This window comes from Frigidibacter oleivorans, assembly GCF_003993775.1.
GTDB classification, from domain to species: domain Bacteria; phylum Pseudomonadota; class Alphaproteobacteria; order Rhodobacterales; family Rhodobacteraceae; genus Frigidibacter; species Frigidibacter oleivorans.
In genome coordinates this window covers 48,547-71,654 of record NZ_RJRZ01000011.1, presented here as the reverse complement: position 1 = coordinate 71,654, position 23,108 = coordinate 48,547, and the positions used below count along the sequence as shown (strand labels likewise).

At 69.3% G+C, this 23,108-nt stretch carries 18 protein-coding genes; 13 read left to right on the top strand and 5 right to left on the bottom strand.

Annotated features, from left to right (window positions below; genetic code table 11):
• Position 1 precedes the first annotated feature (1 nt).
• Positions 2–2,875, bottom strand: a complete 2,874-nt coding sequence (uvrA, locus tag EEY80_RS13765; RefSeq protein WP_126977301.1) for an excinuclease ABC subunit UvrA — start codon at positions 2,873–2,875, stop codon at positions 2–4.
• 230 nt (positions 2,876–3,105) lie between these two features.
• On the opposite strand from uvrA, the gene EEY80_RS13760 reads away from it, so the two are divergent.
• Positions 3,106–4,401, top strand: coding sequence for an HlyC/CorC family transporter (locus tag EEY80_RS13760; protein WP_126977298.1), 1,296 nt, complete (start codon positions 3,106–3,108; stop codon positions 4,399–4,401).
• Here EEY80_RS13760 and EEY80_RS13755 read toward each other — a convergent pair.
• Genes EEY80_RS13755 through EEY80_RS13745 form a run of 3 tightly spaced genes read right to left on the bottom strand, consistent with a single transcriptional unit; the run spans position 4,398 to position 6,609 of the window.
• Positions 4,398–4,880 carry a CinA family protein gene (locus tag EEY80_RS13755; RefSeq protein WP_126977296.1) on the bottom strand — a complete coding sequence of 161 codons (483 nt, stop codon included), beginning with the start codon at positions 4,878–4,880 and terminating at the stop codon, positions 4,398–4,400. The two genes, EEY80_RS13760 and EEY80_RS13755, sit on opposite strands and share 4 nt — an antisense overlap.
• A gap of 10 nt (positions 4,881–4,890) precedes the next feature.
• Complete coding sequence (locus EEY80_RS13750) at positions 4,891–5,454, bottom strand: phosphatidylglycerophosphatase A family protein (RefSeq protein ID WP_126977294.1); 564 nt, start codon at positions 5,452–5,454, stop codon at positions 4,891–4,893.
• Positions 5,455–5,460: 6 nt separating this feature from the next.
• Positions 5,461–6,609 carry a bifunctional 2-C-methyl-D-erythritol 4-phosphate cytidylyltransferase/2-C-methyl-D-erythritol 2,4-cyclodiphosphate synthase gene (locus tag EEY80_RS13745; RefSeq protein ID WP_126977292.1) on the bottom strand — a complete coding sequence of 383 codons (1,149 nt, stop codon included), beginning with the start codon at positions 6,607–6,609 and terminating at the stop codon, positions 5,461–5,463.
• 220 nt (positions 6,610–6,829) lie between these two features.
• Here EEY80_RS13745 and dusB point away from each other — a divergent pair, with 220 nt between their 5' ends.
• The 10 genes from dusB to EEY80_RS13695 all read left to right on the top strand — a co-directional run bounded on the left by dusB (position 6,830) and on the right by EEY80_RS13695 (position 20,775).
• Entirely contained in the window at positions 6,830–7,876 is a 1,047-nt protein-coding gene (dusB, locus tag EEY80_RS13740; protein WP_126977290.1) for a tRNA dihydrouridine synthase DusB, read from the top strand.
• Positions 7,873–8,982, top strand: coding sequence for a two-component system sensor histidine kinase NtrB (locus EEY80_RS13735; protein WP_126977288.1), 1,110 nt, complete (start codon positions 7,873–7,875; stop codon positions 8,980–8,982). The genes dusB and EEY80_RS13735 overlap by 4 nt, the downstream gene beginning before the upstream one ends.
• A gap of 5 nt (positions 8,983–8,987) precedes the next feature.
• Positions 8,988–10,364: a response regulator gene (locus tag EEY80_RS13730; protein ID WP_126977286.1), complete on the top strand. Its 1,377-nt coding sequence runs from the start codon at positions 8,988–8,990 to the stop codon at positions 10,362–10,364.
• 284 nt (positions 10,365–10,648) lie between these two features.
• The gene (locus tag EEY80_RS13725) at positions 10,649–12,931 is read left to right on the top strand and encodes a sensor histidine kinase NtrY-like (protein ID WP_126977421.1); all 2,283 of its coding nucleotides are present in this window, start codon (positions 10,649–10,651) and stop codon (positions 12,929–12,931) included.
• A complete protein-coding gene (ntrX, locus tag EEY80_RS13720) occupies positions 12,928–14,382 on the top strand; it encodes a nitrogen assimilation response regulator NtrX (protein ID WP_126977284.1) in 1,455 nt (484 codons plus the stop codon). Before EEY80_RS13725 ends, ntrX begins: the two co-directional genes overlap by 4 nt.
• Before the next feature lie 349 nt (positions 14,383–14,731).
• Positions 14,732–16,108, top strand: a complete 1,377-nt coding sequence (trkA, locus tag EEY80_RS13715) for a Trk system potassium transporter TrkA (protein ID WP_126977282.1) — start codon at positions 14,732–14,734, stop codon at positions 16,106–16,108.
• Positions 16,109–16,117: 9 nt separating this feature from the next.
• Entirely contained in the window at positions 16,118–17,677 is a 1,560-nt protein-coding gene (locus tag EEY80_RS13710) for a potassium transporter TrkG (RefSeq protein ID WP_126977280.1), read from the top strand.
• 212 nt (positions 17,678–17,889) lie between these two features.
• Entirely contained in the window at positions 17,890–18,123 is a 234-nt protein-coding gene (hfq, locus tag EEY80_RS13705) for an RNA chaperone Hfq (RefSeq protein ID WP_066812964.1), read from the top strand.
• On the top strand, positions 18,120–19,427 hold the full coding sequence (gene hflX, locus EEY80_RS13700) for a GTPase HflX (RefSeq protein ID WP_126977278.1): 1,308 nt from the start codon (positions 18,120–18,122) through the stop codon (positions 19,425–19,427). Before hfq ends, hflX begins: the two co-directional genes overlap by 4 nt.
• A gap of 271 nt (positions 19,428–19,698) precedes the next feature.
• Positions 19,699–20,775 (top strand): DUF475 domain-containing protein, encoded by a 1,077-nt coding sequence (locus tag EEY80_RS13695; protein WP_126977276.1) that lies wholly within the window; start codon positions 19,699–19,701, stop codon positions 20,773–20,775.
• Positions 20,776–20,878: 103 nt separating this feature from the next.
• Here EEY80_RS13695 and EEY80_RS13690 read toward each other — a convergent pair whose 3' ends face one another.
• Positions 20,879–21,061: a hypothetical protein gene (locus EEY80_RS13690; RefSeq protein WP_126977274.1), complete on the bottom strand. Its 183-nt coding sequence runs from the start codon at positions 21,059–21,061 to the stop codon at positions 20,879–20,881.
• A gap of 343 nt (positions 21,062–21,404) precedes the next feature.
• Between EEY80_RS13690 and EEY80_RS13685 the strand changes: the two genes are divergently transcribed.
• A complete protein-coding gene (locus tag EEY80_RS13685) occupies positions 21,405–22,739 on the top strand; it encodes an ammonium transporter (RefSeq protein ID WP_126977272.1) in 1,335 nt (444 codons plus the stop codon).
• A 22-nt stretch (positions 22,740–22,761) separates the two neighbouring features.
• Positions 22,762–22,929, top strand: a complete 168-nt coding sequence (locus EEY80_RS20130; protein WP_164738259.1) for a hypothetical protein — start codon at positions 22,762–22,764, stop codon at positions 22,927–22,929.
• Positions 22,930–23,108: the final 179 nt, after the last annotated feature.

Here is a 23,108-nt window from a genome sequence, read left to right as displayed (position 1 = left end):
GCTATTCCGCCGCCACCCGGCGCGGCTTCAGCATCGGCTTGAGGTAGCGCCCGGTATGGCTGCGCTCGGCCTCGGCCACCTGTTCCGGGGTGCCGGTGGCGACGATCTCGCCGCCGCCGTCGCCGCCCTCGGGGCCGATGTCGATGATCCAGTCGGCGGTCTTGATGACATCGAGGTTGTGCTCGATCACCACGACGGTGTTGCCCTGCTCGACCAGTTCATGCAGCACTTCAAGAAGTTTGCGCACATCCTCGAAATGCAGGCCGGTCGTCGGTTCGTCGAGGATATAGAGCGTGCGGCCCGTGGACCTGCGGCTGAGCTCCTTCGACAGCTTCACCCGCTGCGCCTCGCCGCCCGACAGCGTCGTCGCCTGCTGGCCGACCTTGATATAGCCCAGCCCCACCTGCACCAGCGCATCCATCTTTTCCCGGATCGCGGGCACGGCGGCGAAGAAGCCCTGCGCATCCTCGACCGTCATGTCAAGAACGTCGGATATGCTCTTGTTCTTGAACTTGATTTCCAGCGTCTCACGGTTATAGCGCTTGCCCTTGCAAGTCTCGCATTCGACATAGACGTCGGGCAGGAAATGCATCTCGATCTTGATCACGCCATCGCCCTGGCAGGCCTCGCAGCGCCCGCCCTTGACGTTGAAGCTGAACCGACCGGGCTTGTAGCCCCGCGCCTGTGACTCGGGCAGGCCCGCGAACCAGTCGCGGATCGGTCCGAAGGCGCCGGTATAGGTGGCGGGGTTCGACCGCGGGGTGCGGCCGATCGGGCGCTGGTCGATGTCAATCACCTTGTCCAGATGCTCGAAGCCGCGGATCGTGTCGCAGGGGGCGGGCGTCTCCCGCGCGCCGTTCAGCCGCAGCGCCGCGGTCTTGTAGAGCGTCTCGATGGTCAGGGTGGACTTGCCGCCGCCGGACACGCCAGTGACGCAGACGAAGCGGCCCAGCGGGAATTCGGCGGTCACCGCCTTCAGGTTGTTGCCGGTCGCGCGTTCCACCACCAGCTTCTTGCCGTTGCCCTTGCGCCGCGTCGCGGGCACCGCGATCTCGCGATGGCCCGACAGGTACTGGCCGGTCAGGCTGGCCGGGTCGGCGGCAATGGCTGCGGGCGTGCCATGCGCCACCACCGCGCCGCCATGCACCCCCGCGCCTGGCCCCATGTCGAACACGTAATCCGCATGGCGGATCGCATCCTCGTCATGTTCCACCACCAGCACGGTGTTGCCCTGGTCGCGCAGGTTCTTCAGCGTGGTCAGCAGCCGGTCGTTGTCGCGCTGGTGCAGGCCGATGGACGGTTCGTCGAGCACATAGAGAACCCCGGTCAGGCCCGAGCCGATCTGGCTGGCCAGCCGGATGCGCTGGCTTTCGCCGCCCGACAGCGTGCCCGCCGCGCGAGACAGCGTCAGGTAGTCGAGCCCGACATTGACGAGGAAGCCCAGCCGTTCGCGCACCTCCTTCAGGATCGCGCGGGCGATCTCGTTCTTCTGGGCGCTCAGCGCGGCGGGCACCGTCTCGACCCAGGCGAAGGCCTCCTTGATCGACATCTCGACGACCTGGCCCACATGCAGGCCCGCGATCTTCACCGCCAGGGCCTCGGGCTTCAGCCGGTAGCCGCCGCAGGCATGGCAGGGGCGGTTGTTCTGCCAGCGTTCCATTTCCTCGCGCGACCAGGCGCTGTCGGTCTCGCGATAGCGCCGCTCCATGTTGGGGATGATCCCCTCGAAGCTGCGGGTGACGGAATAGACCCGGCCACCCTCGTCGAAGCGGAAGGGGATCTCCTCGCCGCCCGATCCGTGCAGCAGCAGCTTGTGCACCGCTTCGGGCAGGTCCTTCCACGGCTTGCGCTTGTCGAAGCCATAGAACTTGGCCAGCGCGTCGATGGTCTGGGTCTGGTAGGGGCTTTTCGACTTCGCCCAGGGGGCCAGTGCGCCCTGCGCCAGGCTCAGCGTCACGTCGGGCACGATCAGCCGTTCGTCGAAGAACAGCTCCATCCCCAGCCCGTCGCAGACCGGGCAGGCGCCGAAGGGCGCGTTGAAGGAAAACAGCCGCGGCTCGATTTCCGGGATGGTGAAGCCCGAGACCGGGCAGGCGAAATTCTCGGAAAAGGTGATCCGCTCGGGCACGAAGCCTTCGGGCGGCTCGGCGGGGGCGGCCATTTCCAGCACCGCGATGCCGTCGGCAAGGTCCAGCGCGGTGCGCAGGCTGTCGGCCAGCCGCGTTTCCAGCCCCTCGCGCACCACGATCCGGTCCACCACCACGTCGATGTCATGGCGGAACTTCTTGTCCAGCGCCGGCACCTCGTCGATCTCGTGGAAATTGCCGTCGACCTTCAGCCGCTGGAAGCCCTGCTTGCGCAGCTCGGCGATCTCCTTGCGGTATTCGCCCTTGCGGTCGCGCACGATCGGGGCCAGCAGATAGGCGCGGCTGCCCTCGGGCAGGGCCATGACCGCATCCACCATGTCCTGCACCTGCATCGCGGTGATCGGCAGGCCGGTCGCGGGGCTATAGGGCGTACCGGCCCGCGCATAGAGCAGGCGCAGATAGTCGTAGATCTCGGTCACGGTGCCCACGGTCGAACGCGGGTTCTTCGACGTGGTCTTCTGCTCGATCGAGATGGCAGGGGACAGGCCCGAGATATGGTCCACGTCCGGCTTGCCCATCATGTCGAGGAACTGCCGGGCATAGGCCGACAGCGATTCGACATAGCGGCGCTGGCCTTCCGCATAGATCGTGTCGAAGGCCAGCGAGGACTTGCCCGACCCCGACAGGCCGGTAATCACGGTGAAACTGTCCCGGGGAATGTCGACATCGACGCCCTTGAGGTTGTGTTCGCGTGCGCCGCGCACCTCGATGAACTTCTGTTCGGCCATGATGCCCCCGCTTTCGACTGGCAAGAGATAGGGCAGGCCGCCCGAGTCTCCAAGCCGGAATAGTAAACGAAAGGTGAACATTCGCAACCGCGGCAGAATCGGGCCGGCGGAGGGCCGCGCGACGGCGGGCCGGCGGCCCCCCGGTGCCGGGGATGCGCCCTTGCAGGGGCGCGCGCCGACCGTCATAACGGACCGGAGGCCGCCGCCGGCCCTCCCATGACCTGCGAGAGATGTTAGACCTCACCTTCTGGCTGACCGCCGCCGCCATCCTCGTGCTTCTGGCGCTATCCGCCTTCTTCTCCGGTTCCGAAACCGCCCTCACCGCCGCCTCGCGCGCCAAGCTGCACGGGCGGGCCGAACGCGGCGACCGCGGCGCGGCCGTGGCGTTGCGGATCACCGAGGACAGCGAACGGCTGATCGGCGCGCTGCTGCTTGGCAACAACGTGGTCAACATCCTGTCCGCCTCGCTGGCGACGGCGCTGCTGACCCGGCTGTTCGGCCAGTCGGGCGTGGCGTTGGCGACGCTGGTGATGACGGCGCTGGTGCTGGTCTTTTCCGAGGTGATGCCCAAGACCTATGCCATCACCAATTCCGAGGCCGCCGCCGCCCGGGTGGCCCCCCCGGTGCGGGTGCTGGTGCTGGTGCTGTCGCCGGTGGTCTCCGTGGTCCGCACGCTGGTGCGCGGCCTGCTGTGGCTGGTGGGCGTGCGCACCGATCCGCGCGCGGCGATGTTCTCGGTCCGCGACGAGATCCTCGGCGCGCTGGCGCTCGGCCATCAGGAGGGCACGGTCGAAAAGGAAGACCGCGACCGTCTGCTGGGGGCGCTCGACCTGGCCGACCGCACGGTCGAGGAGATCATGTTGCCGCGCGGCCAGATCGAGATGATCGACGCGGAACTCGACCCGCGCGAGATCGTGAAGGCGGTGCTGGCCTCGTCGCATACCCGCCTGCCGATCTACCGGACGGAGCGCGAGAACATCCTCGGCATCCTGCATTCCAAGGACCTGCTGCGCGCGGTCGAACGCAATGCCGCGACCGGGCCGGACGGCCGCGCGAAGCTGAGCGAGCTCGACGTGCTGTCGGTGGCGATGCCGGCCTATTTCGTGCCGGAAACCACGCCGCTGGACGAACAGATGCGCGAATTCCTCAAGCGGCGGACGCATTTCGCGCTGGTGGTGGACGAATACGGCGACCTGCGCGGGCTGATCACGCTGGAAGACATCATCGAGGAGATCGTGGGCGAGATCGCCGACGAATTCGACCCCGCCGAGGCCGAGGCGATCAAGAAGACGCCCGAGGGCGACTGGCTGGTGGACGGGTCGGTGACGATCCGCGACCTGAACCGGGCGCAGGATTGGCACCTGCCGGATGACGAGGCCAATACCGTCGCCGGTCTGGTGATCCACGAGGCCGAGACGATCCCGACGCAGGGGCAAGTCTTCACCTTCCACGGCTTCCGCTTCGAGGTGGTGGCGCGCAAGAACAACCGCGTGACCAAGCTGCGCATCCGCCCGGTCGAGGCCTAGGCGGGCGGCTGCAGCGCCCCGATCAGCAGCCGCAGCGCATGGTCGACGCTGGCGCGGCGCACCGCGTCGCGGCCGAGCGCGCCGAATTCCACCGTCTCCGTCGCCGTGGGCCCGTCCCGGCGGGCCAGGGCAAAGCAGACCCTGCCCTCGGGTTTGTGCGCGCTGCCGCCCGGCCCGGCGATCCCCGTCGTGCTGACCGCCAGCGCCGCGTCCGATCGCGCCAGCGCGCCCTCGGCCATCTCGCGCGCGACCGGTTCCGACACCGCGCCATGGGCGTCGAGCGTTTCGGCCCGCACCCCCAGCATCGCCCGTTTCGCCGCGTTGGAATAGGTGACGAAGCCCCGGTCGAACACATCGGACGATCCCGCCACATCGGTGATCGCCGCGGCCACCATGCCGCCGGTGCAGCTTTCGGCGGTGGCGATCGTCGCGCCCCGGGCGCGGGCGGCCTCCAGCAGGCGCGGGGCGAGGGGGGTCATCGTCCGGCCCTCACATGAACAGCCCGTGGGCGATGCCGGCGGCCACCATCGTCGCCACCCCGGCGAAGAGGCCCGCCAGCAGATCGTCGAGCATGATCCCCGCGCCGTCGTTGCGCCGGTCGGCACGGCCGATGGGCCCGGGTTTCCAGATGTCGAAGAGGCGGAAGAACAGGAAGGCCGCGACCCAGCCCGGATAGGGGAAGTGCCAGCTGTCCAACCCCATCAGCCAGAACCCGGCCGAGGGGAAGCACAGCGCCAGCCATTGTCCGGCCACCTCGTCGATCACCACCTCGGCCGGGTCCTCGCCCGGACGGTCGCGCAGCACCCGCCCGCAGGCCCAGAACCCGGCAAAGGCCGCGACGACCGCCGCCGCCAGCAGCAGCGGGAAATGCCCGATCCCGTGCAGCGCGATCCCCGCGCCGATGGCCGCCGCCGCCGCCCATGTGCCGGGGGCAGGGCGCAGATAGCCGATGCCGCCCACCGTCGCCACCGCCAGCGGCAGGGTCCAGGGGCCGCGGCGCAGCTTCTTCGGCGGGTCCGGGTTCAGCCGTTCGGCCAGCGTCTCGCGTTCCATTCCGTCCTATCCCTGCAGCAGCGTGGCGGTCGCCAGCGCGGCGATGCCTTCCTCGCGCCCCGTGAAGCCCAGGCGTTCCGACGTGGTGGCCTTGACCGACACCCGGTCGGCCGCGATGCCGATGATGCGGGCGAGTTCGGCCTGCATCGCTGCGGCATGGGGTCCCACCTTCGGCCGTTCGCAGATCAGCGTCACATCCACCGACGAGATGGCATAGCCGCGCGCCCGGGCAAGCCTCGCTGCATGGGACAGGAAGATCTCGCTGGCCGCGCCCTTCCATTGCGGGTCCGAGGGCGGGAAGTGGCGGCCGATATCGCCCTCGGCCAGCGCGCCGTAGATCGCATCGGTCAGGGCATGCATGCCGACATCGGCGTCGGAATGGCCCAGCAGGCCGCGGCCATGCGGCACCCGGACCCCGCACAGCATGACGTGATCGCCTTCGCAGAAGGCATGCACGTCGAAGCCGTTGCCCATCCGCACGTCCATCGCCGTCCTCCCCGTCAACCGTCGCGCCAGGATCGCCCCGGCGCGGGCGAGGTCGCCGGGCCAGGTGATCTTCAGATTGTCCTCCTCGCCCTCGACGATGGCCACGTCAAGCCCGGCGGCGCGGGCGAGTTCCACGTCGTCGGCGGCCTCGGCGGGTCCGTCACGATGCGCGGCGAGGATGGCGTCGAAGCGGAATCCCTGCGGCGTCTGCGCCCGCCACAGCCCCGCGCGGTCGCGGGTGCCGGTGACGCGGCCCCCGGCGCCGGTCCACAGCGCATCGGTCACCGCCAGCGCGGGCGCGGCGCCGGGGCAGGTGTCGAGCGCCGCCAGAACCCGCCCGATCAGGTCCGGCGAGACGAGGGGCCGTGCCCCGTCATGGATCAGCACGCGGGTCACCCCCGCGCCGTCGAGCAGGTCCAGCGCCGCGCGGGTGCTGGCGGCGCGGGTCGCGCCGCCGGTGGTCAGCGTCACCCGGCCCCCCAGCAGCAGCGCCGCGCGGCCCATGTCGTCGGGATGCACGACGACCACGATCCGGTCCACCCGGCCCGCGAAGGCCGCGACCGCATGGGCCAGCACCGGCCGGTCGCCAAGTGTCTGCCACTGCTTCGGGATTTCGCCCCCGGCCCGGGTTCCGCGCCCGGCGGCAACGATGATGGCGGCGGTGGTCATGCGGCGTCACCTGTCCTGCGGGATCAGCCGGGGCATAGCCGTCGCGCAGGGCTTCGGCAAGGCGAGGGATGCCGCCATCCCTGCGCGCGGCGGTTCAATCTGCGGCAGTGGCGCTCAAATATTGTGCAACCCGTGTTTCTGCCGGTATTTCCGCCGGGCATGCGTTGCGATTCCCCCGGCAAGGGCGTAGCCCGAAGCCAACCGCTTAAGGATTAGGCACTTGTCCATTCAGCTAGCAGGTCTTCAGCTGGACCCGCCGGTGCTGCTGGCGCCCATGGCCGGCATCACCGACCTTCCCTTCCGCCGCACCGTCGCCGGGTTCGGCGCGGGCCTGCTGGTGTCGGAAATGGTGGCATCGGGCGAGATGGTGACGGCGCGGCCCTCGGTCCGGGCCAAGGCGCGGGTCGATCTGGGGCTGGGGGCGGGGCCCGTCACCTCGGTCCAGCTGGCCGGGCGCGAGGCGGAACCGATGGCCGAGGCGGCGCGGATCGTGGCCGATCTGGGCGCGCCGATCATCGACATCAACATGGGCTGCCCGGCGAAGAAGGTCACGGGCGGGCTGTCGGGATCGGCGCTGATGCGCGACCTCGACCATGCGTTGCGGCTGATCGAGGCGGTGACGGGCGCGGTCGACGTGCCGGTGACGCTGAAGATGCGGCTCGGCTGGGACGGCGATTGCCTGAACGCCGCCGATCTGGCCCGCCGGGCGGAAGGCGCGGGGGTGCGGATGGTCACGGTGCACGGACGCACCCGAATGCAGTTCTACACCGGCCGCGCCGACTGGTCCGCCATCGCCCCTGTGGTGCGGGCGGTGACGGTGCCGGTGATCGCCAATGGCGATGTGGTCGATGCCGCCTCGGCCCGGGCGGCGCGCGCGGCCTCGGGCGCGGCGGGGGTGATGGTCGGGCGCGGGGCGCAGGGCGCGCCCTGGCGGCTGGCGGAGATCGCCCATGTCCTGCATGGCACGCCCGCGCCGGCGGTGCCCTACGGCGCCGCCCGTGCGGATCTGGTGGCGGCGCATTACGAGGCGATGCTGGACTTCTATGGCCGGGACCTGGGCCTGCGCATCGCCCGCAAGCACCTCGGCTGGTATTGCGCTGCGGCGGGGGCCGACCCGGCGCTGCGCCGCGGGCTGATGGCGGTCGACAGCCCGGCGGCGGTGCTGGCGCTGCTGCGGGCGGGTCTGGCCGAGACCGACCGCGCCAGCGAGGCCGCCGCCCGCGAGGCGGCCCGTTCCGCCGGCGCCGCCGAGGCGGAGGCCGCATGAAGAAGGTCACCGAACGCCTGCCGCTGCCCGGGACGATCTGGAACGCGCTGCCCTTGCCCGCGATCCTCGTGGATATCGAGGACCGGCTGGTCGCGGCCAATCCGGCGGCGGAGGATTTCCTCAACGCCTCGTCCCGCACCTTGGCGGGCGCGCCGCTGAACGACCGCCTGGCCATCGACGCCCCGATGGAAGAGGTGCTGGCCCGGGTGCGCGGCAACCAGTCGGCGCTGTTCGTCAACGATGTGGACGTGGGCACCGGTGACCGGCCGCCGGTCCTGTGCAACATGCAGATCGCGCCCCTGAACGACGCCAATGCCACGCTGCTGGTGACCTTTGCGCCGCGCGAGCTGGCCGACCGGCTGGGCCGGGCGCAGGTGGTGCAGTCGGCGGCGAAATCGGCGATCGGCATGGCCGAGATGCTGGCGCATGAGATCAAGAACCCGCTGGCCGGCATCGCCGGGGCGGCGCAACTGCTGTCCATGTCGCTGTCGGCCGAGGATCGCGAACTGACCGACCTGATCGTCGAGGAAACCCGGCGCATCGTGAAGCTGCTGGAACAGGTCGAACAGTTCGGCAACCTGCGCCCGCCGGAACTGCGCCCGGTCAACATCCACGACGTGCTGGACCGCGCGCGGCGCTCGTCGCTGGTGGGCTTTGCCGCCCATATGCAGATCCTCGAGGAATACGATCCCTCGCTGCCCTCGACCATGGGCGACATGGACCAGCTGCTGCAGGTCTTCCTCAACCTGCTGAAGAACGCCGCCGAGGCCTCGCGCGGCGAGCCGGGGACGATCCGCATCCGCACCTTCTATGACCTGTCGCTGCGGCTGCGGCGCCGCGACGGAACCGGGCGCAGCCTGCCGCTGCAGGTCGAGATCATCGACGACGGCCGCGGCATTCCGCCCGACATCGCGCAGGACATCTTCGAGCCCTTCGTCTCGGGCCGCGAGAACGGCACGGGTCTGGGCCTCGCGCTGGTGTCGAAGATCATCGGCGACCATGGTGGCTGGATCAGCGTCGACAGCGTGCCCGGCCGCACCGTGTTCCGCATTTCCCTGCCCATCGCGCCCAAGGGCGCCGATGCGGCGACGACCCCGCAGGAGTAGACCCGATGGACGGCACCGTTCTTGTCGCTGACGACGACCGCACGATCCGCACCGTGCTGACGCAGGCCCTGACCCGCGCGGGCTGCAAGGTTCATGCGACCTCGTCGCTGACGACGCTGATGCGGTGGGTCGAGGAGGGGAAGGGCGATCTCGTCATCTCGGACGTGATCATGCCCGATGGCAACGGGCTGGAGGCGCTGCCCCGCATCGGCAAGGAGCGGCCCGGCCTGCCGGTGATCGTGATCTCGGCCCAGAACACGATCATGACCGCGATCCAGGCCGCCGAGGCCGAGGCCTATGACTACCTGCCCAAGCCCTTCGACCTGCCGGACCTGATGAAGCGCGCGGCGCGGGCGCTGGAACAGAAGCGCCGCGCCGCCCCGCCGAAACCGGTGGCCGAGGTGACGCGGACCGAGCCGGGCAGCGACCTGCCGCTGGTCGGACGCACCCCGGCGATGCAGGCCTTGTACCGGCTGGTGGCGCGGGTGATGAACACCGACCTCGCGGTGCTGATCTCGGGCGAGAGCGGCACGGGCAAGTCGCTGATCGCCCGCGCGATCCATGACTTCTCCGACCGGCGGACGCTGCCCTTCGTGGTGGCGCAGGCGCAGGACCTGCAGGGGGCGGACGGACCCTCGGCGCTGATCGCGCGGGTCCGGGGCGGCAGCCTCGTCTTCGACGAGGTGGGCGATTTCGACGACGAGGCGCAGGGCCGGATCGTCCGCCTGCTCGACGCGCTCGGCAACAGCGCGCCGCGGATCATGGCCACCAGCCAGATCGACCTGTCGCGGCGGATGGAACAGGGCGGCTTCCGGCAGGACCTGTTCTACCGGCTGGGGGGTGTCACCCTGACCGTGCCGGCGCTGCGCGAACGGGTGGACGACATCCCGGCGCTGGCCGAACATTTCCTGCAGAAGGGCGAACGCGACGGCTTCCCGCTGCGCCGCTTCTCGGCCGAGGCGATGGACCTCGTGCGCGCCTACAGCTGGCCCGGCAATGTGCGCCAGCTGGAAAACACCGTGCGCCGGCTGATGGTGACCTCGCCCGAGGAAGAGATCGCCCGCGGCGAGGTCGAGGCGATCCTCGGCAGCCAGCCGGCGATGGAGCCGCTGCGCGGCGGAGCCGAGGGCGACCGGCTGTCCACCTCGGTCGCCAAGCACCTGAAACGCTACTTCGACCTACATGGCGGCGCGCTGCCGCCGCCGGGCCTGTATGGCCGGATCCTGCGCGAGGTGGAGATGCCGCTGATCGAGATCGCGCTGGATGCCACCGCCGGCAATCAGGCGAAATGTGCCGATCTGCTGGGGATCAACCGCAATACCTTGCGCAAGAAGATCACCGAGCTGGATATCCGCGTGACACGCCGTCGCAAGTTGATGTAAAAGCGCCACAGTGCCTGTGGCGGGCGAGGGGCGGTTTCCGCCCCCGATGCGCCGGGTGCGGCGCGGCAAGGCCCCGAAAAGTGCGCCCCGCGCGAGGCAGGCCCCGACACGGGGTTCGGACGGAGGCACCGGCAGAACGTGGCGCGCGAATCGTGACCGAGGCCCGGACAGAGGCCAGCGCATCCGGCGAGGGCGACCGCCCGCGCCGCGCGCCCGGCTCCGGCGGCCGGACGCCCCGTCAGGGCTCTGCCGGCGCGTGGGAGCGGCTGGCCCGGCTGCGGCGGATGCGGCGGTTGCAGAACCTCGGCACGATCGGGCTGGTGATCCTCGGGCCGGCGCTGACGATGGCCACCTTCCTCGCGCTCGGGCCCTTCGAACAGGGCGCCTCCTCCTTCGGGCTGCGGGCGGTGGTGCTGGCCGACCTCGTCTACATCCTCGTGGTGGCGGGGCTGGTCTTCGCCCGGCTGGCGCGGATGGTCGCGGCGCGGCGGGCGCAATCGGCGGGCTCGCGCCTGCACCTGCGGCTGACCGGCGTCTTCGCGGGGATGGCGCTGGTGCCCACGGTGCTGGTTGCGGTCTTTGCCGGGCTGACGGTGAATATCGGGCTGGAAGGCTGGTTTTCGGAACGGGTGCGGCAGGCGCTCGGCTCCTCGTTGGCGGCGGCAGAGGCCTATGAGGCCGAACACCGCCGAGACCTCGTCACCGATGCCGAGGCGCTGGCCGCCTATCTGAACGTCTCGCGCCAGGCCACCTTCTTCATGAGCGACGGCGACCTGCGGCAGCTGCTGACCCAGGGCCAGGCGCAGATCCAGCGCGGCCTGCGCGAGGCCTATGTGATCGACGCGCAGGGCGAGATCCGCGCCCGGGGCGACCGCAGCTATCTGTTCAACTTCGAGACGCCCGATCCCGCCGCCATGTCCCGCGCCGACGCGGGCGAGACGGTGGTGATCGAGGACTGGGACAATAACGAGTTCCGCGCCCTGATCCGGCTGGACCCCTATGTCGACCGCTACCTCTATGTCTCGCGCAATGTCGACGGGCAGATCCTCAGCCTGCTGGACGACACCCGCAAGACCGTCACCCTGTATCGCCAGCTGGAATCCGACCGCGGCCGGGTGCTGTTCGAATTCTCGCTGCTCTACCTCGGCTTCGCGCTGATCCTGATCCTCGCCGCCGTCTGGCTGGGCCTGTGGTTCGCCGAACGGCTGGCGCGGCCGGTGGGACGGCTCGCCGGCGCGGCGCAGCGGGTGGGCGCGGGCGATCTGGACGTGCAGGTGCTGGAGGAACGCGGCGACGACGAGATCTCGATGCTGGGCCGGGTCTTCAACCAGATGACCCGGCAGCTGAAGGGCCAGCGCGAGGCGCTGGTCGCCACCCACCGCCAGACCGACGAACGGCGGCGACTGTTCGATTCCGTGCTGTCCTCGGTCACCGCCGGGGTGATCGGGCTCGACGCGCAGGGACGGGTCGATTTCCTCAACCGCTCGGCGGCGCGGCTGCTGGCGGTGGAGCCGGGACCGGCGGACGAACGGCCGCTGGCCGAGGTGGTGCCGGAATTCGCCGAGCTGTTCCACCGCCTGCGCGAGGGCGTGTCCGAGACGGTGCAGGACGAGATCCGCCTGTCGCGGGAGGGCCGGCTGGAAAGCCTGCTGGTGCGGATGGCGATGCGGCGGCGGGTCGACGGGCGGCTGGAAGGCTATGTGGTGGCCTTCGACGACGTCACCGAACTGGTGGGCGCGCAGCGCATGGCGGCCTGGGGCGACGTGGCCCGCCGCATCGCGCATGAGATCAAGAACCCGCTGACCCCCATCCAGCTGTCGGCGGAACGCATCCGGCGCAAGTTCGGCCGCGGGCTGGAGGGCGCCGAGGCCGAGGCGCTGGACCAGATGGTGGACGTGATCGTGCGCCAGACCAACGACCTGCGCCGCATCGTCGACGAGTTCAGCCGTTTCGCCCGGATGCCGGAACCCGACCGCCGCGACACCGACCTGACGCGGCTGATGCGCGACGCGGTGACCTTGCAGGAAGGCGCGCTGCACGGCGCCAGGCTGGTGGCCGACCTGCCCGCGGCGCCGGTGATCGTGGAACTGGATGCGACGATGATCGGGCAGGCGGTGACGAACATCGTGAAGAACGCGGGCGAAGCCGTTGAATCCCTGCTTGAAAACGGCGCACCGGAAGGATACGTCCCCGAGGTGCGGGTCAGCATGACCGATGCTCCCGATCTCGTGACCATCCGCGTGATGGACAACGGCGCGGGCCTGCCCGAGGATCGCGGGCGGTTGTTCGAACCCTATTACACCACGCGGTCGCGCGGCACCGGACTGGGCCTGCCGATCGTCAAGAAGATCGTCGAGGAACATGGCGGCACGCTGACCCTGACCGACGCGCCGCCCTTCGCCGCGGGGGCGCATCGCGGCGCGCTGGCGGAGATCCGGCTGCCCCGGGCGCGGGCGGCGCGGGCGGGGGTGCGGGCCGAAAGCGACCCGCCGCACAGCGCGCCGCAGACACCGGCCGACGCGGGCGGCACCGAACCGGAACAGGCCTTCAAGGAGACGCAGACATGACCCCGAACCGCGACGGCAGGACGGGCGACATCCTCATCGTGGATGACGAGCGCGACATTCGCGAACTGATCTCGGACATCCTGAAGGACGAGGGCTTCACCACCCGGCTCGCGGCCAATTCCGACGACTGCATGACCCAGATCAACGCCGAGGCGCCGGCGCTGATGATCCTCGACATCTGGCTGAAGGACAGCCGCATGGACGGGATCGACATCCTGAAGACCGTCAAGCGCGACAACCCGGACGTGCCGGTGGTCATCATCTCGGGCCACGGCAATATCGAGATCGCGGTGGCGGCGATCAAGCAGGGGGCCTACGACTTCATCGAGAAGCCGTTCAACATCGACCAGCTGATGGTCGTCATCACCCGGGCGATGGAAACCAGCCGGTTGCGGCGCGAGAATGCGAGCCTGCGCCGCCGCGACGTGACCTCGTCCGAGATGATCGGCTCCTCCGCCGCCTTCCGCGGCCTGCGCGCCAATCTCGACAAGGTGACGAAGTCGAACGCCCGGGTGATGCTGACCGGCCAGCCCGGCAGCGGCAAGGAGGTCGCCGCCCGCTACATCCATGTCAATTCCAACCGCGCCAGCGGCCCCTTCGTCTCGGTCTCCTCGGCCTCGGTAGAACCCGAGCGGATGGAAGAGGTGCTGTTCGGCCGCGAAAGCGCCGAACGGGGGGTGGAAAAGGGCCTCCTGGAACAGGCGCATGGCGGCATCGTCTATTTCGACGAGGTGGCCGACATGCCCCCCGGCACCCAGTCCAAGATCCTGCGCGTGCTGGTGGACCAGCAGTTCACCCGCGTCGGCGGGTCGGACAAGGTGCGCGTCGACCTGCGGGTGATCTCCTCCACCACCCGCGACCTCGCCGCCGAGATCGCCGCGGGACGCTTCCGGCAGGAGCTCTACGACCGGCTGAACGTGGTGCCGATCACCGTGCCGTCGCTGGCCGACCGGCGCGAGGACATCCCGGAACTCGCCCGGCATTTCGTGGCGATGTTCAACCGCACGCAGGGCCTGCCGCTGCGCGCCCTGTCCGAAGAGGCCGAGGCGCTGATGCAGACCATGGCCTGGCCGGGGAACGTGCGGCAGCTGCGCAACGTCATCGAGCGGGCGCTGATCCTCGGTGACGGGCCGGGCCCGATCGAGGCGCGGGAACTGCCGGGTCAGGGTCCGGGCGGCGAGGGCGACGAGGGGCGGATCGTGCTGTCGGGGGGGCTGGCCACGCTGCCCCTGCGCGAGGCGCGGGAACTGTTCGAGCGCGAATACCTGCTGACCCAGATCAACCGCTTCGGCGGCAATATCAGCCGCACCGCGAATTTCGTCGGCATGGAACGGTCGGCCCTGCACCGCAAGCTGAAATCGCTGGGCGTGGTCACCACCGCCAAATCCGGCGCCCGCATCGCCCAGTTCGAGGACGAGCCGCTGGAGACCGAGGACGAACTGGGCGAATGAGGCCGGCCAACGGCGCAGGGGGCGCTGCCCCCGTCGCCTGCGGCGACTCCCCCGGGATATTGGGAAACAGAAGATGCAGGGCAAGGAACGCCCCGCACCGGCGGACAATGCGGACAAGCCGGGCGGGGCGCCATCTCCTGTTGCGGTCATCGGCGTCCCCGCCTGTACCGCAGCCCCAGTCTCGCCGCGCGAGGTTAACGGAACCTTGCTGCCATCTTCTGTTCGCAAATATCCTCGGGGGAGCGCGAGGGGGCAGACGGCCCCCTCGCTGCCCGGCCGGCGGTTCCCGCGCGATTGACCTTCCCGCGCGGCGCGGCCTATCAAGGGCCGGCGGCACCAGCGAGGACGCATGAAGATCATCATCTGCGGGGCAGGGCAGGTCGGCTGGCAGATCGCCCGGCACCTGTCGGTCGAAAAGAACGACGTGACCGTGGTCGACAGCAATCCCGAACTGGTGCGCCGGGCCGCCGACACGCTGGACGTGCAGGGGGTGGCGGGCTTCGCCTCCTATCCCGAGGTGCTGGAACGGGCGGGCGCCCGCGATGCCGACCTGATCATCGCCGCCACCCATTCCGACGAGGTGAACATGGTCACCTGCCAGGTGGCCCATTCCGTCTTCGGCATCACCCGCAAGATCGCCCGCATCCGCGCGCAGGGCTACCTCGAGGCGATCTATTCCGACCTCTACCGCACCGATCACCTGCCCATCGACGTGGTGATCTCGCCCGAGCGCGAGGTGGCGGAGGCGGCGCTGCAGCGGATCGCGGCGCCCGCGACCTTCGATACCGAGAACTTCCTCGGCGGGCGGGTGCAGTTGCTGGGCATCGCGCTGGACGAGGATTGCCCGGTGCTGAACACGCCGCTGCGGCAGCTGACGGAACTGTTTTCCACCCTGCGCGCCATCGTGGCGGGGGTGCGGCGCGAGGGGCGGTTGTTCGCGCCGGAGGCGGGCGACCAGCTGTATGCGGCCGACCAGATCTATGTGTTCAGCCATATCGAGGATGTGAACCGCACGCTGGAAATCTTCGGCAAGTCGACGAAGAAGCAGGAACGGGTGGTGATCATCGGCGGCGGCAATGTCGGCCTCGCCGTCGCCCGGGCGCTGGAACGCCGCACCGACCGGGTGCGGGCCAAGGTGATCGAATATGACCGCGCGCAGGCGGAACGGGCGGCGGATGCGCTGGAACGCACCATCGTGCTGAACGGCGACGGGATGGACATGGACATCCTGCAGGAGGCCAATATCGACCGGGCCGATGCGGTGCTGGTCGTGACCGACGACGACAAGACCAACATCCTTGCCGCGGTGCGGGCCAAGCAGGCGGGCTGTCCGATGGCCATCGCGCTGATCAACGATCCGACGCTGGTGCCGCTGATGGGGCCGCTCGACATCGACGCCTATATCAACCCCCGCGCGACCACCGTCAGTTCGATCCTGCGCCATATCCGCCATGGCCGGGTGCGCGAGATCTATTCCATCGGCGATGCCGAGGCCGAGGTGATCGAGGCGCAGGTGCTGTCCACCTCGCCGCTGACCGGGCGGCTGGTGCGCGACATCGACTTCCCCGAAGGCGTGCTGGTGGGGGCGCTGCTGAAGGGCGATCAGGTGCTGAAGCCGCGTCCCGACCTGAAGGTCGAGGAGGGCGACGTGATCCTGCTGTTCTCGATGGCGGGCGACGTGCCGGAGGTCGAGCGCCTTCTGCAGGTCTCCATCGACTTCTTCTGAGGCGCCGGGGTGGGCCGGATCGCCACGCTGCCGCTGATCGTCCTGCTGATGCTGGTGGGGGCGCTGGCCATGCTGGTGCCGGCCGCCCATGCCGCGGCGCTGCGCGACTGGAACGTGGCGCGGGCCTTCCTGTTTCCCGCGCTGCTGGTCGTCACCCTGTCGGTGATGATCGGCATCGCCACCTCGGGCCGGCCGCCGATGACGCCGGCGCGGGGCCAGCTGCTGGCGCTGCTCGGCGCCTTCACCCTGTTGCCGCTGGTGCTGGCCGTGCCCTTCAACGAGGCGGTCCGCGACACCGGCTATGTCAGCGCCTGGTGGGAAATGGTCTCCTCGCTGACCACCACCGGGGCGACGCTGTTCGAACCCTCGCGCCTGCCGCCCTCGGTGCATCTGTGGCGGGCGCTGGTGGGCTGGCTCGGCGGATTCTTCATGCTGGTGGCGGGGGTGGCGATCTTCGCGCCGATGAACCTCGGCGGGTTCGAGGTGATGGGCGATGCCTCGGCCGCGCCCGGGCAGGGGGCGGCGCGGGTCGCCAACACGAAGCCGCGGGCGGCACGGGCGGTCGCGGCGGCCCGCGGCGCGCGCGGCGCCGCGCCCGGCGACCGGGTGGTGCGGCAGGCGGTGGTCGTCTTCCCGATCTATGCCGGGCTGACCGGGCTGCTGTGGCTGGCGCTGCTGCTGGCGGGGGACAGTTCGCTGGTGGCCTTCTGCCATGCGATGTCCACGCTCGCCACCTCGGGCATCTCGCCCGTCGGCGGCATCGGCCGGGGCGGATCGGGATTCGCGGGCGAGATCGCGATCTTCCTGTTCCTGCTGCTGGCGCTGTCGCGCCACACCCTGCCCGAGGCCGGGGCGCGCTGGCGGGCGGGGCCGCTGTGGCACGATCCCGAGGTGCGGATGGGGCTGGCGCTGATGCTGATCGTGCCGGGGGTGCTGTTCCTGCGCCACTGGGTGGGCGCGGTGGAGGTCAACGATACCGAGAATATCCCCGCCGCCGCCGAGGCCGCCTGGGGCGCGGTCTTCACCGTGCTGTCCTTCCTCACGACCACGGGCTTCGAATCCTCGGGCTGGATCGACGCGCGCTTCTGGTCGGGGCTGCCGACGCCGGGGCTGGTGCTGGCGGGGCTGGCGATCATCGGCGGCGGGGTGGCGACCACAGCGGGCGGGGTCAAGCTGCTGCGGGTCTATGCGCTCTACCGCCATGGCGAGCGCGAGCTGCAGAAGCTGGTGCACCCGCATTCGGTGGGTGGCGGCGGCGCGGCGGCCCGGCAGATGCGGCGGCAGGGCGCGCAGGTGGCCTGGGTGTTCTTCGCGCTCTTCGCGCTGTCGATCGCCGTCACCATGCTGGCGCTGACGCTGACGGGGCTGGATTTCACCGCGGCCACCATCCTCGGCATCGCGGCCCTGTCGAATACCGGGCCGCTGGCCGGGGTGGCGGGCGATGCGCCGCTGGTCTGGGCCGCGCTCGGGGTGGTGCCCAAGGCGGTTCTGGCGGTGGCGATGGTGCTGGGGCGGCTGGAGACGCTGGCCATCGTGGCGCTGCTGAATCCCGAGATGTGGCGCGGCTGAAGCGGAACCGCGACGCCCCTGCGCGCATTCGGCCACATGCGGCGGAGGCGGTGGCGGGACGTTCGCGCTTCGTGCTTTTCGGGGTGGAAACTCCCCCGGTTGCGTCACATACTCGCCACGACCCTGAGGCCGACGACCCTGCGGCCCTTGCATCTGCCGCAAGCAGGGTGGAACGAACTGCGACAACCCAAGGCAAGACAAGGCAAATAACAATGGCCGCCGACAAACAGAACCTGCAGGACGCCTTTCTCAACCACGTTCGCAAGACCAAGGTCCCGGTGACGATCTTCCTGATCAACGGGGTGAAGCTGCAGGGCGTCATCACCTGGTTCGACAATTTCTGCGTCCTGCTGCGGCGCGACGGGCAATCGCAACTGGTCTACAAGCACGCGATCTCGACCATCATGCCGGGGCAGGCCATCTCTCTCTACGAGGGCGAAGACTGACCGACCTTCCTGACGTCAAGGACCGGCCCACCCGCGCGCTGGTCCTGCATCCCGACCTGAAAAGCGGGCCGCGGGCGCGCGCGTCGCGGCGCGAGCCCGAACTGGCCCTGGCCGAGGCGGTGTCGCTGGCCGATGCCCTGCCGGACCTCGTGGTGGCGGGGGCCGAGGTCGTGCGCGTGCCGCGCGCCGCGCCGGGGCTGTTGTTCGGCACCGGCAAGGTCGAGGAGCTGAAGGGCCGGATCAAGGCCGACGAGGTCGATCTGGTGCTGATCGACGGGCCGGTGACGCCGATCCAGCAGCGCAACCTAGAAAAGGAATGGGGCTGCAAGCTCCTGGACCGGACCGGGCTGATCCTGGAAATCTTCGCCGACCGCGCCCGCACCCGCGAGGGCGTGCTGCAGGTGGAACTGGCGGCGCTGAGCTATCAGCGCACCCGGCTGGTCCGGGCCTGGACCCACCTCGAACGGCAGCGGGGCGGCTTCGGCTTCGTCGGCGGCCCCGGCGAGACCCAGCGCGAGGCCGACCGCCGCGCCATCGACGAAGAGGTGGTGAAGATCCGCCGCCAGCTGGACAAGGTGGTCCGCACGCGCGAACTGCACCGGGCGGCCCGGCGCAAGGTGCCGTTCCCGGTGGTGGCGCTGGTGGGCTATACCAACGCCGGCAAGTCCACGCTGTTCAACCGGATGACCGGGGCCGAGGTGCTGGCCAAGGACATGCTGTTCGCCACGCTCGATCCGACGATGCGGGGGGTGGTGCTGCCCTCGGGGCGCAAGGTGATCCTGTCGGACACGGTGGGCTTCATCTCGGACCTGCCGACGCAGCTGGTCGCCGCCTTCCGCGCCACGCTGGAAGAGGTGCTGGAGGCGGACCTGATCCTGCATGTCCGCGACATCGCCCATCCCGAGACCGAGGAACAGGCCGAGGATGTCGGCGGCATCCTCGAAAGCCTGGGCGTGGACGAGGACGTGGCGCTGTTCGAGGTCTGGAACAAGATCGACCTGCTGGGGCCGGAGTCGCGCCGGGCGCTGCTGGCGCAGGATGCGCGTACGCCCGGCGTCCATGCGGTGTCGGCGGTGACGGGCGAGGGGCTCGACGCGCTGCTGGCGGCGGTGTCCGAGGCGCTGGATGAGGAGCGGACCGAGGCGGTGGTGCATCTGCGCTACGAGGCCGGCAAGGAACGCGCCTTCCTGCACCGCGAGACGCTGGTGCTGGAGGAACTGGCCGAAGAGGCGGGCTACCGGCTGAAGGTGCGCTGGACCGCCCGGCAGCGCGCCGCCTATGAGGCGCTGGTGGCCGAGGGCTGATCGCACGCGGGGCCTGCGACAATATTGACCTTTGCCGGATTTGCGGTAGATGGGGGAACATGCGCGCCCGCGATCCCGGGCGCGCGACGGTGACCGGGCCCCTCTGGCGAGAGTAATCGGCGCTCTCGCGATGTCGGCGCCGCCAGGATGTGAAGCCGGCGGAACCAGATTTCATGACTCTCACTCACCCGCGCGACGCGCGCGCCCCTGCGCGCCCTCAGGGCCGCCTGCGCGCCCTGCCTGCCTGCGCCCTCTGCACGGAGCGCCAGCAATGACCACGCAACCGATCTCGCACAGCTCGACGCTGGGCTATTTCAGATGGGCCTTCATCGTCACGGCGATCGGCCTCGCGCTCGGCGCGTGGCTCGGCTTTTCCACCGAACATACGATCGCCGGGGCGATGAAGGTCTTCTTCATCTGCTGCGTGCTGGCGGTGCTGGAAATCTCGCTGTCCTTCGACAACGCGATCGTCAACGCCAACAAGCTGAAGGAAATGACGCCGAAGTGGCAGCACCGCTTCCTGACCTGGGGCATCGTCATCGCCGTCTTCGGGATGCGGATCCTGTTCCCGGTGCTGATCGTCGTGATCGCGGCCAAGATCGGCCCGTGGCAGGCGGTGGTTCTGGCCGCCTCCGAGCCCGAGCAATATGCCGAGATCATGCATGACGCGCATCTGCCGATCGCGGCCTTCGGCGGGACCTTCCTGATGATGGTGGCGCTGAACTTCTTCTTCGACCACGAAAAGGACGTACACTGGGTCCATGCGCTGGAAGACTGGGCCTCGCGCTATTCCTCGATCCGCGGGATCGAGATCGCGGTGGTGCTGGTGATCATGCTGGTCTTCTCGCGGCTGGTGCCCCCGGCGCAGGCGGGCGTCTTCATCTCGTCGGCGATCTGGGGTCTGCTGACCTTCCTGCTGGTCGAGGTGCTGGGCGGCATCCTCGACAAGAACGAAGAGGCGATGTCCGGCGCGGCCAAGGGCGGGCTCGGCGCCTTCCTCTATCTGGAAGTGCTGGACGCCTCGTTCTCCTTCGACGGGGTGATCGGGGCCTTCGCGCTGACGCAGAACCTGTTCATCATCGCCATCGGCCTCGGCATCGGCGCGATGTATGTGCGTTCGATGACGATCATGCTGGTCGAGAAGGGGACGCTCGCGCAGTACCGCTATCTGGAACACGGCGCCTTCTACGCGATCCTGATCCTGTCGGTGATCATGTATGTGCAGACGCTGTTCCACATCCCCGAGGTCATCACCGGCCTGGGCGGCGCGGCGCTGATCGGCATCTCGCTGTGGTCCTCGATCCGGTGGAACCGGGAAAACGGCCATGCGGCGGATGCGCCCGCCTGACCGTCACCCGTGACGCCAGACAGCAGAAAGGCCCGCCGGTTGCACGGCGGGCCTTTTCTCTTCCACGGACCGCGGGCGAGGCCGCGGACGGCGGCCGGTGCGGTCAGTGCAGGGCCGGGAAGGCGGCGGGTTCGATGCCGAGCGCGCGCAGCGTCGCGTCGTCGGGGCGGCGATGTGCCTGGATGTCGGCAGAGGCGCTGACGGCGGCCTCGAAGATGCGGAAGATCTCGCCGATCGCGGCAAGCGGGCTGCGGCGGGGCGCGTGGTCGAGCGTGAGGGTCGTCATGGTCGGGCTTCCTTGGGTTCGGTCGGGCGGCGTCGTTCTGCCCGTGAGCGGAAAATGGGGTTGCCGGTCTCTTTCTGCAACGCAGAAAGCGCCATGCCCGTCATGCGCTGGACGCAAGGAATGCGCGGTTTGCAAGGCGGCTAGAACATAGCTGCGGGGCGCGCACCTGCGACGGATCGCAACCGTGCCGCCCCGGCAGGAAGCTTGCCGCAGTTGCAACCCCCGATGCTGCAACGGAAAATGCTGCGTTGCAAAAATTCCTGCCGATTATAGAATATTATCTTGAGGAAACGCTTCCAAAGAGTCGAAAAACGACTGACTGTCCAACAGCGAAGGGAAACCCATGGAAGAGACCACGCCCGACCTCGAGGCCCAGATCGCCGCGCTGGAGGCGGCGATCGCCTCGGTCAACACGCTCAATATCGAGATATTCTACTGGTGGTGCACCGCCCTGATGCTGGCGATCCACGCCGGCTTCCTCGCCTATGAAATGGGCGCGTCGCGGTCCAAGAACGCGCTGGCCTCGGGCATCAAGAACCTGCTGGCCTTCGCCTTCCTCGTGCCGTCCTTCTATTATGTCGGCTGGTGGATCTACAACGCCTTCCCCGGCGGGATCATCCCCGCCGCCGCGCCGGGCGCGCTGCCCTGGTCGGCAAACATGGGGCCGAACCTCGCAGACCAGGCCTCGGGCATCTTCTATGCGGCCTTTACCCTGTTTGCCGCCACCACCGCCTCGATCATGTCCGGCTCGGTCATCGAGCGGATCCGCATGTCGGGCTTCACCATCCTCGCCATCGTGCTGGGTTCGGTCGTCTGGATCCTCGGCGCCGCCTGGGGCTGGCATCCGTCGGGCTGGCTGACCTCGGTCTGGGGCCTGCATGACGTGGGCGCGGCGGGCTGCGTCCACACCATCGCCGGCTTCTTCACGCTCGGCGTATTGATGAACCTCGGCCCGCGGATGGGCCGCTACAACCCGGACGGCACGCTGAACGAGATCCCGGGCCACAACATGCCGATGTCGCTGATCGGGCTGATGCTGATCGTGATGGGCTTCTTCGGCTTCCTCGGCGGCTGCATCATCTACACGCCCGACGGGTGGCTGACGATCTACAACACCCCCACCACGCTGTCGGCCTTTGCCTTCAACACGCTGATGGGCGTGGCGGGCGGCATGATCGGCGCCTATCTGATGACGCGCGATCCGTTCTGGATGATGTCCGGCGCGCTGATCGGGGTCATCTCCTCGGCGCCGGCGCTGGACCTCTACTATCCGGGTCTGGCCTTCCTCGTCTCGTTCATCGGCGGGGTGATCATCCCGAAGATCAACGATTTCATCGTCGTCCGGATGAAGATCGACGACGCGGTGGGCGCGGTGGCCGTGCATGGCTGTTCGGGCGTCTACGGGCTGGTGATGGCGGGGCTGCTGGCCTCGGGCTACCTGAACGTCGAGGGTCCGGCGATCAGCTTCACCGGCCAGCTGATGAGCGCGGCGGTCTTCGTCCTGCTGGGCTTCGTGCCGGGTTGGGTGCTGTCCTTCGTGCTGAAATCCGTGGGCCTGCTGCGCGTGAGCCAGGGTGTGGAACTGGCGGGGCTCGACAAGGTCGAGATCCCGGCCAAGGCCTATCCCGAGGCGGCGGTGCCGGCCTTCGACCTGTCGCCGGTCTCGCCGGCGGAATGATCCCCAGTCCAGGAGAGCACAGATGAACACCGCACCGATCACCAGCTGGGACGGCGCCGAGGTCTATTACACCTTCGCCGACAAGCCCGCCGTCGTGGGCTTCCTGATCCTCGCCGGCGTCGCCGCCTGCGTCTACACGATCTTCCGCATGGCCGCGCACGAGATGCATATGGCGAAGAAGCACGGCTGAGCCGTCCCGAAGGGCAGTCCGGCGGGCCGCGTCGCAGGGCGCGGCCCGTTGCTGTTCGAATCGGCTGTTGCGTCCTGCTAATAAACTAAAATTCCTGTAGGGCAATATTCCGACTTTACAGCCGCGCCGGTCGCGGCGGAAGATCGCTCCGAACCGCCGTTCCGCGAGGTCCGCCGCCC

Bases quoted from the DNA above. Each gene is read 5' to 3' on its own strand.
- uvrA (WP_126977301.1), bottom strand. From the start codon at position 2,875: ATGGCCGAACAGAAGTTCATCGAGGTGCGCGGCGCACGCGAACACAAC.
- EEY80_RS13760 (WP_126977298.1), top strand. From the start codon at position 3,106: ATGTTAGACCTCACCTTCTGGCTGACCGCCGCCGCCATCCTCGTGCTT.
- EEY80_RS13755 (WP_126977296.1), bottom strand. From the start codon at position 4,880: ATGACCCCCCTCGCCCCGCGCCTGCTGGAGGCCGCCCGCGCCCGGGGC.
- EEY80_RS13750 (WP_126977294.1), bottom strand. From the start codon at position 5,454: ATGGAACGCGAGACGCTGGCCGAACGGCTGAACCCGGACCCGCCGAAG.
- EEY80_RS13745 (WP_126977292.1), bottom strand. From the start codon at position 6,609: ATGACCACCGCCGCCATCATCGTTGCCGCCGGGCGCGGAACCCGGGCC.
- EEY80_RS13735 (WP_126977288.1), top strand. From the start codon at position 7,873: ATGAAGAAGGTCACCGAACGCCTGCCGCTGCCCGGGACGATCTGGAAC.
- EEY80_RS13730 (WP_126977286.1), top strand. From the start codon at position 8,988: ATGGACGGCACCGTTCTTGTCGCTGACGACGACCGCACGATCCGCACC.
- EEY80_RS13725 (WP_126977421.1), top strand. From the start codon at position 10,649: ATGCGGCGGTTGCAGAACCTCGGCACGATCGGGCTGGTGATCCTCGGG.
- ntrX (WP_126977284.1), top strand. From the start codon at position 12,928: ATGACCCCGAACCGCGACGGCAGGACGGGCGACATCCTCATCGTGGAT.
- trkA (WP_126977282.1), top strand. From the start codon at position 14,732: ATGAAGATCATCATCTGCGGGGCAGGGCAGGTCGGCTGGCAGATCGCC.
- hfq (WP_066812964.1), top strand. From the start codon at position 17,890: ATGGCCGCCGACAAACAGAACCTGCAGGACGCCTTTCTCAACCACGTT.
- EEY80_RS13695 (WP_126977276.1), top strand. From the start codon at position 19,699: ATGACCACGCAACCGATCTCGCACAGCTCGACGCTGGGCTATTTCAGA.
- EEY80_RS13690 (WP_126977274.1), bottom strand. From the start codon at position 21,061: ATGACGACCCTCACGCTCGACCACGCGCCCCGCCGCAGCCCGCTTGCC.
- EEY80_RS13685 (WP_126977272.1), top strand. From the start codon at position 21,405: ATGGAAGAGACCACGCCCGACCTCGAGGCCCAGATCGCCGCGCTGGAG.
- EEY80_RS20130 (WP_164738259.1), top strand. From the start codon at position 22,762: ATGAACACCGCACCGATCACCAGCTGGGACGGCGCCGAGGTCTATTAC.